Origin of the sequence: Arenibaculum sp. (genome assembly GCF_035998295.1) — a bacterium.
In the GTDB taxonomy this organism is placed as follows: Bacteria; Pseudomonadota; Alphaproteobacteria; order Azospirillales; family Azospirillaceae; genus DASYHS01.
On sequence record NZ_DASYHS010000083.1, the window covers coordinates 44,009 to 60,122 of the forward strand.

Annotated in this window: 13 protein-coding genes; all 13 read right to left on the reverse strand. The window is 72.4% G+C overall.

Annotated features, from left to right (window positions below; all coding sequences use genetic code 11):
- Positions 1-11: 11 nt before the first annotated feature.
- Positions 12-1,247, reverse strand: coding sequence for an MFS transporter (locus VGO20_RS09335; protein ID WP_327502055.1), 1,236 nt, complete (start codon positions 1,245-1,247; stop codon positions 12-14).
- The gene (locus tag VGO20_RS09340) at positions 1,237-2,055 is read right to left on the reverse strand and encodes a sulfotransferase-like domain-containing protein (protein WP_327502056.1); all 819 of its coding nucleotides are present in this window, start codon (positions 2,053-2,055) and stop codon (positions 1,237-1,239) included. The genes VGO20_RS09335 and VGO20_RS09340 overlap by 11 nt, the downstream gene beginning before the upstream one ends.
- The gene (locus tag VGO20_RS09345) at positions 2,039-3,364 is read right to left on the reverse strand and encodes a glutamine synthetase family protein (protein ID WP_327502057.1); all 1,326 of its coding nucleotides are present in this window, start codon (positions 3,362-3,364) and stop codon (positions 2,039-2,041) included. Before VGO20_RS09345 ends, VGO20_RS09340 begins: the two co-directional genes overlap by 17 nt.
- Positions 3,354-4,727, reverse strand: a complete 1,374-nt coding sequence (locus VGO20_RS09350; protein WP_327502058.1) for a diaminopimelate decarboxylase family protein — start codon at positions 4,725-4,727, stop codon at positions 3,354-3,356. The genes VGO20_RS09345 and VGO20_RS09350 overlap by 11 nt, the downstream gene beginning before the upstream one ends.
- Positions 4,728-4,798: 71 nt before the next feature.
- Complete coding sequence (locus VGO20_RS09355; protein WP_327502059.1) at positions 4,799-5,614, reverse strand: 2OG-Fe dioxygenase family protein; 816 nt, start codon at positions 5,612-5,614, stop codon at positions 4,799-4,801.
- A gap of 379 nt (positions 5,615-5,993) precedes the next feature.
- Positions 5,994-7,685 (reverse strand): cell division protein FtsZ, encoded by a 1,692-nt coding sequence (gene ftsZ / locus VGO20_RS09360; RefSeq protein ID WP_327502060.1) that lies wholly within the window; start codon positions 7,683-7,685, stop codon positions 5,994-5,996.
- A gap of 142 nt (positions 7,686-7,827) precedes the next feature.
- Positions 7,828-9,096 carry a cell division protein FtsA gene (ftsA, locus tag VGO20_RS09365; RefSeq protein ID WP_327502061.1) on the reverse strand — a complete coding sequence of 423 codons (1,269 nt, stop codon included), beginning with the start codon at positions 9,094-9,096 and terminating at the stop codon, positions 7,828-7,830.
- Positions 9,097-9,216: 120 nt separating this feature from the next.
- The gene (locus VGO20_RS09370; RefSeq protein ID WP_327502062.1) at positions 9,217-10,116 is read right to left on the reverse strand and encodes a cell division protein FtsQ/DivIB; all 900 of its coding nucleotides are present in this window, start codon (positions 10,114-10,116) and stop codon (positions 9,217-9,219) included.
- The gene (gene murB, locus VGO20_RS09375; RefSeq protein ID WP_327502136.1) at positions 10,113-11,054 is read right to left on the reverse strand and encodes a UDP-N-acetylmuramate dehydrogenase; all 942 of its coding nucleotides are present in this window, start codon (positions 11,052-11,054) and stop codon (positions 10,113-10,115) included. Before murB ends, VGO20_RS09370 begins: the two co-directional genes overlap by 4 nt.
- On the reverse strand, positions 11,054-12,472 hold the full coding sequence (gene murC / locus VGO20_RS09380) for a UDP-N-acetylmuramate--L-alanine ligase (RefSeq protein WP_327502063.1): 1,419 nt from the start codon (positions 12,470-12,472) through the stop codon (positions 11,054-11,056). Before murC ends, murB begins: the two co-directional genes overlap by 1 nt.
- Entirely contained in the window at positions 12,469-13,599 is a 1,131-nt protein-coding gene (gene murG / locus VGO20_RS09385) for an undecaprenyldiphospho-muramoylpentapeptide beta-N-acetylglucosaminyltransferase (protein ID WP_327502064.1), read from the reverse strand. The genes murC and murG overlap by 4 nt, the downstream gene beginning before the upstream one ends.
- Complete coding sequence (gene ftsW, locus VGO20_RS09390) at positions 13,596-14,720, reverse strand: putative lipid II flippase FtsW (RefSeq protein ID WP_327502065.1); 1,125 nt, start codon at positions 14,718-14,720, stop codon at positions 13,596-13,598. Before ftsW ends, murG begins: the two co-directional genes overlap by 4 nt.
- A complete protein-coding gene (gene murD / locus VGO20_RS09395; RefSeq protein ID WP_327502066.1) occupies positions 14,717-16,111 on the reverse strand; it encodes a UDP-N-acetylmuramoyl-L-alanine--D-glutamate ligase in 1,395 nt (464 codons plus the stop codon). The genes ftsW and murD overlap by 4 nt, the downstream gene beginning before the upstream one ends.
- Positions 16,112-16,114: the final 3 nt, after the last annotated feature.

The window sequence follows — 16,114 nt, forward strand, 5'->3', positions numbered from 1 at the left end:
CCTGCGCTTCGTCAGCCCGGCTGCACGGACGGCCTTGCCCGGCACTGGATGCCGGCACCCAGCACGAGCGCCGCGACCGCGATGCCCCATGCCGTCGCCTCCAGCCCGGCGGCGTCCGCCCCCATGCTGCCGGCCACGACGACCGACGCCATGGCCGCGAGCCCGGCCATCCCGCTCGCGGTCGACACGGTGGCGATCGCATCGCGCGGGCAGGCCTTCATCAGCCTGGCCTGGAACAGCGAGAAGGACAGCTCGAAGACGGCCATGAACGCCCAATAGGCCAGGAAGGCCGACGGCCCCCGGCCGACCTGCCACGGCAGCAGCAGGCAGGCCGACGTCGCGGCGAACAGCATCCACGGGGCCGGCCGGCGCAGGCGCCACGCGATCCACGCCGTCGCCGCCACCGCGCCCAGCGCCGTGGCGGCGATCGTGCCGACCTGCATCGCCGCGACCGCCGACCGGTCGGCCTCGAGATGGCCGAGCGGGAAGGCCGTCCGGGCGATCGTATGGTAGCCCTGGTAGGCCGCCGTGGTGATCAGCAGCGACCAGAACGGCAGCCGCAGCGCCGGCGTCGCGCCGAGAAGCTCGCCGACCTCCCGCCAGAAGCCCCAGCCGCGGGCGGGCGCGCGGCTCGTCGGCGGCCCGCTGGGGCCGAGCAGCACATAGGTGCCGGCGGATGCCGCATACAGGCCGGAGGTCGTGCCGGCGACGAGCCACAACGGCCAGTCCGCCGCCACCAGCGCCGACAGCAGCGCTCCGAAGCCGGCGCCGAGGATCATCGCCGTCGTGTTCAGCGAGGCCGCCTGCTCGATCGCGTCGTCCTCGATGTACAGCTTCAGCGCGACGCCGCGCGCCGCCTTCATCTGCGCCTCGCAGAAGCCGCGCGCCAGCAGCAGGACGAAGACCGGCGCGAGGCTCAGGCCGGCGGCGATGCCGATCGGCGCGCACAGCAGGGCCGCCGCGACCTCCGTCGCGATCAGGACCCGGCGCGGCGGATGGCGGGCGCAGATGCGCGCGGTCACCGGGGCGAGCAGGACCGGCAGCAGCCACAGGGCCGCGAACACCATGGACGCGGCCAGGGCGGAGCCGGTCGCCTCGTAGATCCCGGTCGACAGCCCGATCAGCAGCAGCGCCGTGCCGGTCTGGCTGAGGAACATCGCCCCCCAGAGCACATGGAACGCCGGGGTGCGGAGCGGGTTGCCGCGTCCCGACGCGTCCCGGGCCGCGCCATCCCGGTCAGATGGCATGGGCGGCGAGCTTCTCGTACACCGCGAGCGCCCGGTCGTAGGCGGGCCGCCAGGCCTCCGGTATCTCGGCGCGAGGCGTCTCGCCGGGCGGCAGGATGCCGGTGCTTCCCTCCAGCGTCGCGTGCCATTTCGCCTGCGATTCCGCTTCGTCCGCGTTCCAGGTCCGCAGCCGGCCGGTCCGCCAGGACAGGCAGCCCTGCTCGAAGCTCAGGCCGAGCCGTTCGCAATAGCGCTCGAGCGTGCCGGCCGGGTCGCGGCGGAAGCGGTCCCCGTCGACCACGGGCGGCGCCTGCCCGGGGGAGAGCGCCGCGACCCGCTCCCATATCTCCATCAGCGGCCCGAACCCGAACTCGTCCTCGCTCGCGTCCGGCTTGAGCGGCAGCAGGGACGCCAGCACGTTGAAGGGGTGCCGGATGATGAAGGAATGCCGGGCCCGGCGCAGCAGCGCGTCCGACGCGTAGGGGGCCGCCTGGAAGGCGAGCTCCTTCACGAAGACGGCCGAGCCGCCGCCTTGCCGGGCCGCGTCCCCGATCTCTTCGTGCCCGTCATGGGCCGCCAGGTGCGGCTGGTCGCCGTAGCGTGCCGAGCGTCTGCGGCGGCTGAAATAGTAGGACCTCGTGAACGGCTCGTGGACGACGCGGCAGTCGCCGCGGGCCGCGAAGGTCCGCTCGAACGCCGTCGAGACGCTGCGCGGCACGGCCCACAGGATGATCGTCGGCGCCAGCGCTTCGGCCGGCGCGCCCGCCCCGGCGTCGGGGGCGTCGGCGGCCGAGGCCTCGACGGCCGAAGTATCAAAGGAAGGTGCCATAGGTCGACCTCTCCCAGTCGGTGACGACGGCCTGCAGCCTCTCGCTCTCGGCCCGCTTCACCGTCAGGAAGGTGCGCGTGAACGCCGCGCCGAGAAGGTCGTGCAGCCATTCCCGCGCCGCCAGCCGGTCGAGGGCGCGATCGAAGTGGAAGTCGAGCTGCGGCAGGTCGGTTCTTGCGAAGCCGTTGCCGGCGACGGCGGCGGGCAGCTCCCGGCCGTCGGCCAGTCCCCGCTCGACCATGCCGAGCACCGTGGCCACGGCGAGGTAGGGGTTCGCGTCGGCGGTCGGCAGGCGGTACTCGATCCGGCAGCCCTCCCCCTCGGTCTCCGGCACCCGCACCAGCGTGCTCCGGTTGTCGAGGCCCCAGCTCGCCTGGCGCGGGAAGAAGGTGTCGGCGTAGGGGGCCTTGAACGAGTTCAAGGTCGGCAGCAGCAGCGAGAGCGCGTCGTCGGAATGGGCGAGCAGCCCCGCGATCGCGCCGGCCATGGCCCGGTTCGGGCGCCCCCCGGCCATCTCGAAGAGGGTGCGGCCGGGTCCGTCGGCCCCATGCGCGCGCAGGCTCAGGTTGACGTGCAGGCCGTTGGGCGAGGCGCCGGTCGCGGGCATGCCCATGAAGGTGGCGCGCCAGCCATGGCCCGCCGCCACCGCCTTCACCAGGTGCTTCGCCAGGAACATGCGGTCTGCCTGGGCCAGCGCGCCGCAGTGGTCGAGGCCGATCTCGAACTGGCCGTCGGAGTTCTCGGCGGCGATGCTGCCGACGGGGATGCCGGCGGTCTCCAGCGCCGCGGCGAGCGTGTCCAGGAACGGCCCTCCCAGCGTCATCTGCTGCAGGCTGTAGGCTTGGGTCCCCGCCGACGGCGGCACGCCGTCGGCGCGCTGCACCGTGAACTCCAGCTCGCACCCCACGACGGGCTCGGCGCCGGTCGCCGCGCGGAACCGCTCGACGACGCGGCGCAGGACGTGGCGCGGCGCCTGGGGCAGGGGGGAGCCGTCGGCGTCGAACACGTCGGCCAGCACGATCGCCGCGTCCGGGCTCCAGGGCGCCAGCGCCAGCGTCTCCAGGCAGGGCCGCATCTGGTTGTCGTCGGCGCCGTTCTCCCACAGGATGCCGGTCGCCTCGACCGGAGTGCCGGTCGCGTCCTTGGAGAAGACGCCGCAGCAGTTGCGCATGCCGTCCCGGACGATCCGGGCGAAGCCCGCGAGCGGAAAGCGCTTGCCGCGCACCACGCCGTGGATGTCGCTGTAGGCGACGTAGACCGAGCGCACCCCGTTCCGGGCCAGGAACTCCCGCGCGGCGTCAGCGTCCATGCAGGGCCTCCGGGAAGAAGGAGGTTGGCGTGTGGAACGCGAAGATGTCGTCGAACTCCTCGCGGCGCCAGCACAGCTCCATCCCGCCGTTCCCGATGGCGACGACCGGGGCGCGGGGCCGGATGAAGTTGGTCGATCGCGACACCGTGTACGCGCCGGAATCCTCGATCAGGACCAGGTCGCCTTCGGCGGTCGCTTCCGGCAGCATCCTGGAGGCGCCGAGGATGTCGGCCTCGTAGCACATCGGCCCGGCGACGCGGAACGGCTTCATCGCGCCGCCGTCCGGCACCAGGCTGCGGATCGCGTGCTCCTCGTTCATGGCGATCGTCGGCATCAGGTTCAGCCCCGCGTCCACGATCACCCAGTCCAGGCCGCCGCTCCGCTTGACGCTGCTGACCCTCGATAGCAGCGTCATCGCGTCCGAGACGATGGCCCGCCCCGGCTCGCAGCACAGCCGGATGTCCTCCAGGCCGTGCCTGCCGACGGCGTCGCGCAGCGCGCGCGCGAACAGCGCGAGGTCGAAGCCGTCCTTCTGGCCGTCGAGCGCGTCGCTGCCGTGGAGCGCCAGCATCTGCCCGAGCAGGCCGCGCCGCGTTCGCCGGATGCCGGGCACGCCGAAGCCGCCGCCGATGTTGACCACCGCGATCGGATGCCGGGGACGCAGCGACGCGCCGAAGGCCAGCACCGCGTCGATGGCCGATGCGAGCGCCGCCTCGTCGGTGATCTGCGAGCCGACATGGCAATGCAGGCCGACCAGGGACAGGTGCTCGCACGACGCGATCAGCTCGGCCGCGGCCGCCGCGGCGCCGTCGGCGAGGCTGAGGCCGAACTTCGACTCGCGCGCCGCCTGCGCGGCCTGGGCGTTGTAGCTGGGATCGGCGCTCAGGTAGATGCCGATCCCGGGATTGACCCTCAGGCCGACCGGCACGCGCCGGCCGAGGCGGCGGGCGACGGCGTTGACCCGCATCGCCTCGGCCGGCGCGTCGAGGTTGATCGTCACCCCGGCCTCCATCGCGCGCTCGATCTCGGCGTCGGTCTTGTGCGGGCCGTTGAACACGATGGCCGCGCCGTCGAAGCCGAGGCGCAGCGCCAGGTCCAGCTCGAACCCCGACACCACGTCCATGCCGGCGCCGAGCGCCTTGAGCTGCCCCAGCACGATCGGCATGTAGTTCGTCTTGACCGAGTACAGGACGTCCATGCGCAGCCCGGCCGCGTCGAAGGCGCCGCGAAGGTTCCGGTAGTTCCGCTCGATGCGGGCGAGGTCCAGGACGTGGGTCGGCGTGCCGAAGCGCTCGGCGACCGCGGCATATGTCGCGGACGGGATCGTTCCGGCCTCCTCGGCGGTTGCGGACGGGATGCTCATGGGGGTGCCTTGCATCGTTTCGACGGGCATCTTCTCGGCGGCCATCTTTTCGGCGGCGCCGTTTCGCGGGGTCAGCGCAGCGGCGTCACCTGCGGCGACTCCTCGGGCCTGGACGCCGTCCAGTCGGCCTTGCCTTCGCCGAGCGACGCGGCCTCGAACTCGTCGCCGTAGCGCCGGTGCTCCCACCGGTTCGTCGCGATGATCCAGATGTCGCGGTAGCCGGTCCCGCCGGGCTCGGCGGGGGCGATGTCGGTCGCGTTGTGCCACATCGCCGCGTCCTCGTTGCACACCGCCTGGCCGGGCTGGAGCACCTGCGCGAAGAAGGGCTTGCCGCCGCCGTTCGGCAGGAACTGGCTTTCGCCGCCGACGATGTCGTGGCGCTGGAACACCGCGACGATCTGCCATTCCTGGCCGTCCCGGTGCGGCCCTTCGACGACGGCGACGCCGTGGATGTCGCTGCTGGTGATCACGCGGATCTGGTGGATCTTGGCGTGGAACTCGCGCGACGTGTCGAAGCCGAACGCCTTGAACAGCCTGTCCATCTCCGGGCTCGGATCGATCTCCAGCGGCTCCAGGTGCCTGGGAAGGCCGCCGACGGCCCGGTTGAACCGGGGCGACTGGATGAACGGCCTGTGGGGCTGCAGCTCGCAATGCCACCGGCCGTCCCGGAACGTCATCCTGAAATCGTCGTAGCGGCGGTAGCGGTGCCGGCCGCCGGACAGCGCTCCCCGTCCCTGGCCGCAATAGGGGTCCAGGACCAGGTTGTCGAACGCCTCGATCGTCCGCCTGGACGTGATCTCGAAATCGGCGACGCGGTAGCGCCGGGGGCCAAGGTTGGTCAGGTCGTTGACGTCGTCGTCCCTGACGATCTCTTCGATGCTGCGCATGGAGATCTCCCGAAGATGTGGGATCGGGCACGGGCCGGCGGGGAAATTGCGTCTGGAGTTTGCGCCTCGTGCCTTCCTGAACCCGATCATGAGTTTCGAAATGTCGGGAGTCAAGTCGGTAGAGATATAAAGATTAACTGTATTTTGATTTATTGAACGAAAATTCCGGAATATTGCAATCTGTCGACCATTCTCATGTGTCGAATACATGGGAAGGCGATGCCGCCCGCCGAACCGGAAGGGCCGGCCGCGCTCCGCCCGGGCCGAAAAGGAAAACCCCGGTCCTTGCGGACCGGGGTGGAAGGCTGGGGGGCGGCCGCGTCCCTTTGGGACGGGCGGGACGTCGCGGCCGCCCCCGGACGGGGGAACCGGTGGACGCTCAGTTGGCCTGGCGGCGCAGGAACGCGGGGATGTCGAGCAGGTCCTCCTCCGGCGAGCTCATGCGGGGACGTTCCATCGGGTCGGCGGCGAGGCGCTGCTGCGGCTGGGGTGCCGGAGCGGCGCTGCGCGGGGCCGACGTCTGGGCCTGCTGGCGGACCGCCGGGTCGCCGGGCTCGGAGCCTTCCATGATGCGGCGGCCGAGGCCGGTCACGCGCTCGAACAGCGACGAGCGGCGGGCCCGGGGCTCGGACGACGGGGCCGGACCGAAGGAGTCCGGTGCCGCGGCCGGGGCGGGCATCGTCGCGCGGGGGCCGGCGTCGGCCGGACGCGGGGCGATGAACGCGCCGTCGCGGCGCTCGCCGCGCAGCGGGCCGCCGGAGGCGGGCTGCTGCGCCCTGGCCGGCTCGGAATACGCGGTCGGCTGCAGGGCCGACTGCGGGGCCGGCTGCGGCATCGGCTGGGGAGCCGGGTGGACGGCTTCCGGCTGCGGCTCATACTGGGGCGCCGGCTCGTGCTGGGCGAGGTCGAGCTTCTGCGCGGTCGCGCCGACCGTCGCGTGGCTCGGGTGGAGCGGGGCAGGAGCCAGCGTGTGGTGGTAGTCGAGCCCGGAGCGCACCGCCTCCTGGCGGCCGTGGACCACGGCGCCGACCGGGCCGGCCGCGGGTTTGCGCGTGCCGCCGACGACGTGGAGCGTCGCCGCCGCCGGGCGCGGCTGGACCGCGCGCTCGTGGTCGATGCCGGTCGCGACGACCGAGACCCGCATCACGCCTTCGAGGTTCTGGTCGAAGGTCGAGCCGAAGATGATGTTGGCGTCGGGATCGACCTCGTCGCGGATGCGGTTGGCCGCCTCGTCGACCTCGAACAGCGTCATGTCCATGCCGCCGGTGATGTTGATCAGGACGCCCTTGGCCCCCTTCATCGACACGTCGTCGAGCAGCGGGTTGCTGATCGCCGCCTCGGCGGCCTCGACCGCGCGCCGGTCGCCGGTCGCCTCGCCCGTGCCCATCATCGCCTTGCCCATCTCGGTCATCACCGACCGGATGTCGGCGAAGTCGAGGTTGATCAGGCCGGGCATGATCATCAGGTCGGTGACGCCGCGCACGCCCGAATGCAGGACGTCGTCCGCCATCTTGAAGGCGTCCGCGAAGGTCGTCTTCTCGTTGGCGATCCTGAACAGGTTCTGGTTCGGGATGATGATCAGCGTGTCGACGTACTGCTGCAGCTCCTGGATGCCCGCCTCGGCGAGGCGCATGCGGTGCGCGCCCTCGAAGTGGAAGGGCTTCGTCACGACGCCGACCGTCAGGATGCCCTGCTCGCGCGCGGCCCGCGCGATCACCGGGGCGGCGCCGGTGCCGGTGCCGCCGCCCATGCCGGCGGTGATGAAGGCCATGTTGGCGCCGTGCAGGTGCCCCATGATCTCCTCGAGCTGCTCCTCGGCGGCGGCGCGTCCGACGTCGGGCCGCGATCCCGCGCCGAGGCCGCGGGTGATCGTCGTGCCGAGCTGGATGCGCTTTTCCGCGTGGCTGCCCTTGAGGGCCTGCGCGTCGGTGTTGGCGACGACGAACTCGACGCCCTCGAGGTTCGACTTGATCATGTTGTTGACGGCGTTGCCGCCGGCACCGCCGACCCCGAACACCGTGATCCGCGGACGCAGATCGACCTCGATTTCCGGCATGCTCAGATTGATCATCACGGCCTCCAGTTCCCTTTCAACTCGTTCTCTCGTGTCCCTCGGCCGGTTCCCGCCGGCCGTTGCCCCCCGCCGCTCCCCCGTCAGGGTCCCTGGAGCGGCGGACGGTTCCTTGCCCGGGGCTGCGCGTCGTCCGGCGGGGTCACAGGTTTTCCCTCAGCCAGAGGCCGACGCGGCCCCAGAGATGCTTGGGCGGATCGGCCTCGGCGCCTGCCGCCGGAAGAGCCGCCGTCGTTTGCGCGGCATGGGCCAGCAGGCCGGCCGCGGTCGCGAAGGCCGGGCCGCCGGTCGCCTCGGCGAGCCCGGCGAGCCGCGTCGGCCGTCCGAGCCGCACCTGCTTGTCCAGGATCAGCTGCGCCAGCTCGCGCGTGCCGGGAAGCTGGCTCGCCCCGCCCGTCAGCACGACGCGCCGGCCGGCGACCTTGGAATAGCCGCTCGCCTCCAGGCGGTCGCGCACCAGCTCGAAGATCTCCTCGAGCCGGGGCTGGATGATGCCGACCAGCAATGATTTCGGCACGTGGTTCGCCTGCGCGGGCTCGTCCTCGCCGACCTGGGGCACGTCGATGATCTCGCGCTCGTCGGCGACCGATGCCATGGCGCTGCCGTACAGCGTCTTCATGCGCTCGGCATGGACGACCGGCGTCGTCAGCCCGCGCGCGATGTCGTTGGTGACATGGGCGCCGCCGACCGGCACGCAGTCCGTGTAGACGACGTTGCCCTCGCAGAAGACCGCCAGCGTCGTCGTGCCGCCGCCCATGTCGATCACGGTGCAGCCCAGCTCCATCTCGTCCTCGACCAGGGCGGCCAGGCCGGCGGCATAGGGCGACACCACGAAGCTCTCGATGTCGAGATGGCAGCGCGCGATGCAGGTCGCGAGGTTGCGGACCGCGCTCGCCTGGGCGGTGACGGTGTGGATCTGCACTTCCAGCCGGTCGCCGAACATGCCGCGCGGATCGCGGATGCCGCGCGAGCCGTCGATCGAGTAGCCGACCGGGACGGTGTGGATCAGCTCGTGCTCGGGCGTTCCCTGGAACTGGCGCGCCTGGGCCAGCGCGCGCCGGACGTCGCCGTCGCCGACCTCGTGGCCCGAGACCGTCACGTCGACGCTGGCCGTGCGGGATATCGGCTGGCCGCCGGAAATGTTGGCGACGACGTCGCGGATCGTGCCGCCGGCCATCTGCTCGGCCGCATGCACGGCGTGCGCGATCGCCTGCGAGGCCGCGTCCATGTCGACGATCGTGCCCGCCCGCAGCCCGCGCGACACCTGGTGCCCGATGCCCACGACCCGGGCCTGGCCCGCCTCCTCGATCTTGGCGACGAAGCAGCAGACCTTGGTGGTGCCGACATCCAGCGCGGCGATGAGATCGCCGCGGGTCGGACGCTTGGCTTTTTTGCCGCCGTTGAACGCCATGACTTTACTCGTGCCCCCCACTCACCGATCGAATCTAGAATCGATGAGTTCCGATAGAATAAATTACATCAGCTTAAGCGTTTCGTAAACAGTTTTATTCCGAGATATTCTCCATATGCATCAGATTTTCTCGCCCGGAAGGCGAATTTTCTCCGCTGCCGCCGCTGAAGTCTGAACGATCAGTCGATCCGGTAGCCGTAGGTCGATCGCCACGACGTCGCGTTCGAGCAGCGGATGCTTCTCCTCCAGGTCGGCGAGCTGGCGCAGCGCCTCCGCGAGGCCGGTCTCCGGCAGCCGCACCTCGATCCCGTTCCTCAGCTTCAGGTTCCAGCGCCGGTCGCCGACCCTGACGGCCGCCTCGACCCGGCGATGGAGCATCGGCTGCGCCTTGAGCAGGGCGATCAGCTCCTGCCCGTGCTGCGGCGCGTCCGGCCCGACCAGGATGGGGAAGTCGGGATAGCGGCCGAGGTCGCGTTCGGTGAGGACGACCCCGTCGACGTCGATCAGCGCCAGCCGGCCCTCCCTCTGCCACAGCGCCATGGGGCGACGCTCCGTCAGGCGGATGAAGACGGTGTCGGGCAGGCGCCGCTCGACCGTGGCGGCGGCGACCCAGGGCAGGCGCTCGATCTCGACGCGGGCGCGGTCCGGGTCGAACACCAGGATCGGGCTGCCGCGGACGACGTCGAGCGCGCGCATCAGCGCGTCCGCGTCGGTCTCCGACCGGCCCTCGACCATCACCTCGCGCACGACCAGGCCCGCTTCCATGCTCGCGCGCACCAGGCTCGCCTGGACCTGCTCGGCGAGGCGCAGATGCGCGCCGTCGTGCCAGGCCCAGGCCCCGGCGCCGACGGCGCCGGCCAGCGGCACCAGCACGGCGGCGACCCGGACCGCCTTGGCGGTCCAGCGCGGCCAGGCCCGACGGCGGTTCGCCTTCTGGGCGGCGCGCTGGGCGTTGCGGCGGGTCCGCTCGGCCGTGCGGGCGCGAAGCTCGTCGGGGACGCCGGTGCCGCGGCGGGTCATGGCGCCGTCTCCTCGGCCGGCCGGCGGGCGACGCCGATGCGGCGGATCTCCCATTCCAGCGTGATCCCGGACATGTCGAGGACGCGGCGGCGCACCTCCTCGCCCAGCGTTTCCAGGTCCGCCGCACTCGCCTCGCCGGTATTGATCAGGAAATTGCAGTGCTTCTCCGACACCTGGGCGCCGCCGATCGCGAGGCCGCGGCAGCCCGCCCGGTCGATCAGCTCCCAGGCCTTGTGCCCGGCGGGGTTGGCGAAGGTGGAGCCGCCCGTTCGGGCGCGGACCGGCTGGCTTTCGGCGCGCGCCCGGGCGATGTCGTCGATGCGCGCGGCGATCCCGGCCGGCTCGGCCGGCTCGCCCTCGAACACCGCGCCGGTGAAGATCCAGTCCGCGGGCACGCCGCAATGGCGGTAGCCGAAGCCGAGCTCGGCCGGCGCCAGCCGGTGGCGCGTGCCGGCGCGGTCGAGCGCCGTCGCCTCGACCAGCACGTCGGCGGTCTCGCGCCCGTAGGCGCCGGCGTTCATGCGCAGCGCGCCGCCGATCGTGCCGGGGATGCCCGACAGGAACTCCAGCCCGCCGATGCCGGCGTCGCGCGCGGCGAGCGCCGCGTTGAGGTCGAGCGCTCCCGAGCCGGCGGTCACGCGCCGCCCCTCGGCCGCCACCTCCGCGAAGCCGCGGCCGAGGCGGATCACGACGCCGGGGACGCCGCCGTCGCGGACCAGCAGGTTGGAGGCGACGCCGATCACGGTGACCGGCACGTCGTCGGGGCAGCCGGCCAGGAACTGCGCCAGATCCTCCTCGTCCGCCGGCCGGAACAGCGCCTCGGCCGGGCCGCCGACGCGGAACCAGGTCGTGGAGGCCAGCGAGGCGTCGGCCGAAAGCCTGCCGCGCACGGCCGGCAGCCGGTCGATCAGGTGCCGTCCCTCGACGCGCGCGGCCATCATCCCGCACCTCCCGCCAGCGCGTCGAGCTGGCCCGGCAGGGCGTTGGCCCAGGCGGTGATGTTGCCGGCGCCGAGGCAGACCACCAGGTCGCCCGGCCGCGCCAGCTCCTTCACCAGGGCGGGCAGGTCGTCGGGCGAGGGCAGGGGCAGCACCTGCTTGTGGCCCCGCAGCCGCAGCCCCTCGACCAGCGCGTCGCGGTCGACCCCCTCGATCGGCGCCTCGCCGGCCGCGTAGACGTCGGCGACGATCACCATGTCGGCGTCGTTGAAGCAGGAGCAGAAGTCCTCGAACAGGCTCTGCAGGCGGCTGTAGCGGTGCGGCTGGACGACGGCGATCGTCCGCCCGTCGCCCGCCGTCCGCGCGGCCTTGAGCACGGCCGTGATCTCCACGGGGTGGTGGCCGTAGTCGTCGATCACGGTGACCCCGCCGCTCTCGCCGGTCTTGGTGAAGCGCCGCTTCACGCCCGAGAAGCGGGCGAGTGCGGCGCGCAGGACGTCGTCGGGGATGCCCATCTCGTTGCCGACCGCGATCGCGGCCAGCGAGTTCTGGACGTTGTGCAGGCCGAACATCGGCAGGAAGACGTCGCGGACCACGCGCGGCTCGCCGGTCACGCGCTCGCCGAGCTGGACCGAGTAGCGCGCCCCTGCCGGCGAGGTGACGACGTCGAGGGCGCGCACGTCGGCCTGCGGGCTGAAGCCGTAGGTGACGATCCTGCGGTCGGAGACGCGCGGGATCATGGCCTGGACCTCGGGGTGGTCGACGCAGAGCGCCGCGAACCCGTAGAACGGGATGTTCTGCACGAAGTGGTCGAAGGCGGCGCGCACCCCGTCGAAGGTCCCGTAGAAGTCGAGATGCTCGGGATCGATGTTGGTGACCACCGTTATGCAGGCCGGCAGCTTGATGAACGTGCCGTCGGACTCGTCCGCCTCCACCACCATCCAGTCCCCGGCGCCGAGCCGGGTGTTGGTGCCGTAGGCGTTGATGATGCCGCCGTTGATCACCGTCGGGTCGAGCCCGGCATGGTCGAGCAGCGTGCCGATCATGCTGGTCGTCGTCGTCTTGCCGTGGGTGCCGCCGATCGCGATCGCCCATTTCAGGCGCATCAACTCGCCCAGCATCTCGGCCCGGCGGACGACCGGGATCATCGCCGCGCGCGCCGCCTGGACCTCGGGGTTGTCGCGCTTGACCGCGCTCGAGATCACGACGACCGCCGCGTCGGCCAGGTTCTCGGCCCGGTGGCCGATCTCGACCGGGATGCCGAGTGCCCGCAGCCGCTTGACGTTGGCGCTGTCGGACAGGTCGGACCCGCGAACGGAGTAGCCGAGGTTCTTCAGCACCTCGGCGATGCCGCTCATGCCGATTCCGCCGATGCCGACGAAATGGATGGTGCCGATGGTCAGGGGAAGCGCTCTCATTCCGCGGCCTCCCGGACCGGGGCGCAGGTGCCGCCGGTGGTTTCGAGGACGAGGTCCGCCAGCCGGCTGGCGGCGTCGGGAGCGCCCCAGTTGCGCGCGGCGGCGGCGGCTTTGGTCAGCATTGCGGGCATGGTCAGCAGGGCTTCGAGGCGGGAGGCGAGGGAGGAGGCGGTGAGCGACGGCTGCGGCATGACCCAGGCGCCGCCGGCATCCGCGACCGCCTGGGCGTTCGCGGTCTGGTGGTCGTCCATGGCATGCGGGTAGGGCACGAGGATCGCGGGCCGGCCGGCCACGGTCAGCTCGGCGACGGTGGACGCGCCGGCGCGCGTGATCGCGAGGTGGCAGGCCGAGAGGCGCTCGGGCATGTCGGTGAAGAAGCTGGACACCTCGGCCTGCACGCCGGCGCGCTCCAGCGCCGCGCGGGCCGCCTCGACGTCCTCGGCGCGCGCCTGCAGCGCGAGGCGGACGCGCCCGCGCAGCTCCGGCGGCAGCAGGCCGAGCGCTTCCGGGATGACGGAGGCGAAGACGCTGGCGCCCTGGCTGCCGCCGGTCACGAGCAGCCGGACCGGCCCCCCGTCCACCAGGTCGGGATAGGGCTGCGCGCGCACGGCGATGACCGCCGGGCGCACGGGGTTGCCGATGCGCGACACCTTGCCCGCGTCGCCCGGCTTCACCATCGCCACCTGCGGGAACGAGGTCGCGAGCACGCGCGCGCCGCCGGCGAGCAGGCGGTTGGCCCGCCCGAGCACCGCGTTTTGCTCGTGCAGCACGGTCGCGACCGCGGCGCGCTGGGCGGCGATCACCGCCGGGACCGACGGGTAGCCCCCGAACCCGACCACCGCGGCCGGGCGCAGGCTCGCCATCAGGCGCTGCGCCTGCAAGGTGCCTAGCGCCAGTTCCGCGACGGCGCGCATCTTGCCGACCAGGCCGCCCGACGGCGCCGCGGCGCGGATGCGGTGGACCTGGACCCCGGGGAGCGCGTCGCCGAAGGCGCCGCCCCGCCGGTCGGTGACGAGCGCCACCGCGTGGCCGCGCGCGATCAGCTCGCGCGCCAGCGCCTCGGCCGGGAACATGTGGCCGCCGGTGCCGCCCGCGGCGAGCAGGATGGGGGCGTCGGGCCGGTTCATGCCGCCTCTCCCGAACCGAAGCGCTTGCGCGTCAGCGCGAGCACCATGCCCATTCCGTAGCCGAGAGCCAGCATCGAGGAACCGCCGTAGCTGATGAAGGGGAGCGTCATGCCCTTGGTGGGCATCAGGTGCAGCGCCGATCCCATGTTGATCAGCGCCTGGAGCCCGAACTGCATCAGCAGCCCGCAGACCGCGATCAGGACGAAGACGTTGTCGTAGCGCACGACGCGGAAGAAGCCGCGGAGCACGATGAAGGCGAACAGGCCGACCAGCACCAGGCACCACAGCAGGCCGAGCTCCTCGCCCGCGACCGAGAAGATGAAGTCCGCATGCGCGTCCGGCAGGCCCATCTTGACCGTCCCCTGGCCGGGGCCGGTGCCGAACATGCCGCCGTTGACGAAGGCTTCCAGCGAGCGCGACACCTGGTAGTTGTCGCCCGCGGACGGGTCGAGGAACCGGTCGACGCGGCTCGCCACGTGCGGGAAGGCGAGATAGGCGCCGACGAAGCTGACCATGCCCAGCGCCGCCATGATGCCGACCAGGACGATCGGCAGGCCGGCCAGGAAGAACTGGCCGAACCACACCGCCGAGACCACGAAGGTCATGCCGAGGTCGGGCTGGAGCATCAGCAGCCCGACGACGAGGACGTAGGCGGCGGTCGAGATCGCGTTGCCGGGGAACCCGTCGGTCGTGCGCTGCAGCGCGAACAGCCAGGCGGCGACCACCGCGAAGGAGGGCTTCACGAACTCCGACGGCTGCAGCGACAGGCCGGGCAGGTGGATCCAGCGCCGCGCGCCTTTGATCTCCATCCCGATCATGGGCGTCAGCGCGACCGCGATCAGCGACACCACGAACACCGCGAGCGCCAGCCGGCGGATGCCGCGCGGCGTCAGCAGCGAGACCGCGATCATCACCGCGACCGCCGGCGCCAGCGTGACCAGGTGGCGCTGGACGAAGTGGAAGTTGTCGAGCCCGATCCGCTCCGCGACCGCGGGGCTGGCGGCCTGGACCAGGACGATGCCGAAGCCCATCAGCACGGCGAGCGCCGCGAGGGTCCAGCGGTCGACCGTCCACCACCAGCGGCCCAGGATCGAATGGTCGGTGCGGGCGAAGGTGATCACGGCGCCTCCTTCCCCGCCCGCGCGCCGTCGATCTCCGCGCGCGCCAGGGCCGCGAAGGCTTCGCCGCGCCGCTCGAAATTGGCGAACTGGTCCCAGGACGCGCAGGCCGGCGACAGCAGGACGGTCGCTCCCGGCACCTTCTCCGCGCGCGCGAGCGCGGCGGCGGCCGGGACCGCGCGGCCGAGGTCGCCGCACACAGTCGAGGCCACGCCCCGGGCCGAGAGCCACTGCCCGAAGTCGGGTGCGGCCTCACCGATCAGGAAGGCGTGGCGGATGCGCGCCAGCAGCGGCTCGAGCCCGGCGAGCCCGCCCTCCTTGGCCTGGCCGCCGGCGATCCAGTAGATCGCGTCGTAGCAGACCAGCGCCTTGGCGGCGGCGTCGGCGTTCGTCGCCTTGCTGTCGTTGACCCAGCGCACCCCGTCGGCCTCGCCGAGATACTGCTGGCGATGCGCGAGGCCGGGAAAGCTCGCGAAGCCGCGCAGGATCTCCGCCGTCTCCAGCCCGGCGGCCCGGCAGGCCGCGAAGGCGGCCGCCGCGTTCTGCCAGTTGTGGCGGCCGGGCAGGGTCTCGATCGCGTTCAGGTCGGCGACCGCGGCGGCGCCGCCGTCGTACAGCAGCCCGTCGAGGACATGGATCCCCGGCACCGCGCGCTCGGCCGAGACCGGGACCACGGCGACGTCGCCGGCGCGCTCCAGGTCGTCGAACGCCGCGCGCGTGTGCTCGTCGTCGACCGCGACCACCGCGGTGCGGGCACGGTCGCGGTGCTGGAAGATGCGCCGCTTGGCCTCGACGTAGCCCGCCATGCCGCCATGCCGGCCCAGGTGGTCGGGCGTGACGTTGAGCAGGACCGCCACGTCGAAGCGCAGGCTCGGCGCCAGTTCGAGCTGGTAGCTCGACATCTCCAGCACGTAGATCCCGTCCTCGCCCAGCGGCTCGAACGTGAGCACCGGCGTGCCGAGATTGCCGCCGACCTGGACCTTGCGCCCGGCCCCGGCGAGGACATGGCCGATCAGCGCGGTGGTGGTCGACTTGCCGTTGGTCCCGGTGATGCCGACGTAGCGCGCCCGGGGCAGCGCCCGGTACAGCAGCTCGACGTCGCCGACGATCGGCAGCCCGGCCGCGCGCGCGCGCGCCGCGACCGGATGCGGGGCGGGGTGGGTGTGCGGAATGCCGGGCGAAAGCAGCAGGGCCTCGACGCCGGCCGGATCGGCCTGCCCCAGGTCGGCGATCGGGACGCCCGCGGCGGCCGCGGCCCGCCGGGCCGGCTCGCCGTCGTCCCAGGCCAGCACTCCGGCGCCGCCCGCGAGCAGTGCCTGCGCGGTCGCGAGCCCGGACTTGCCGAGCCCCATGACCCAGAAGTGCCGTCCGCCGAGATGGGAAAGGTCGATCATGCC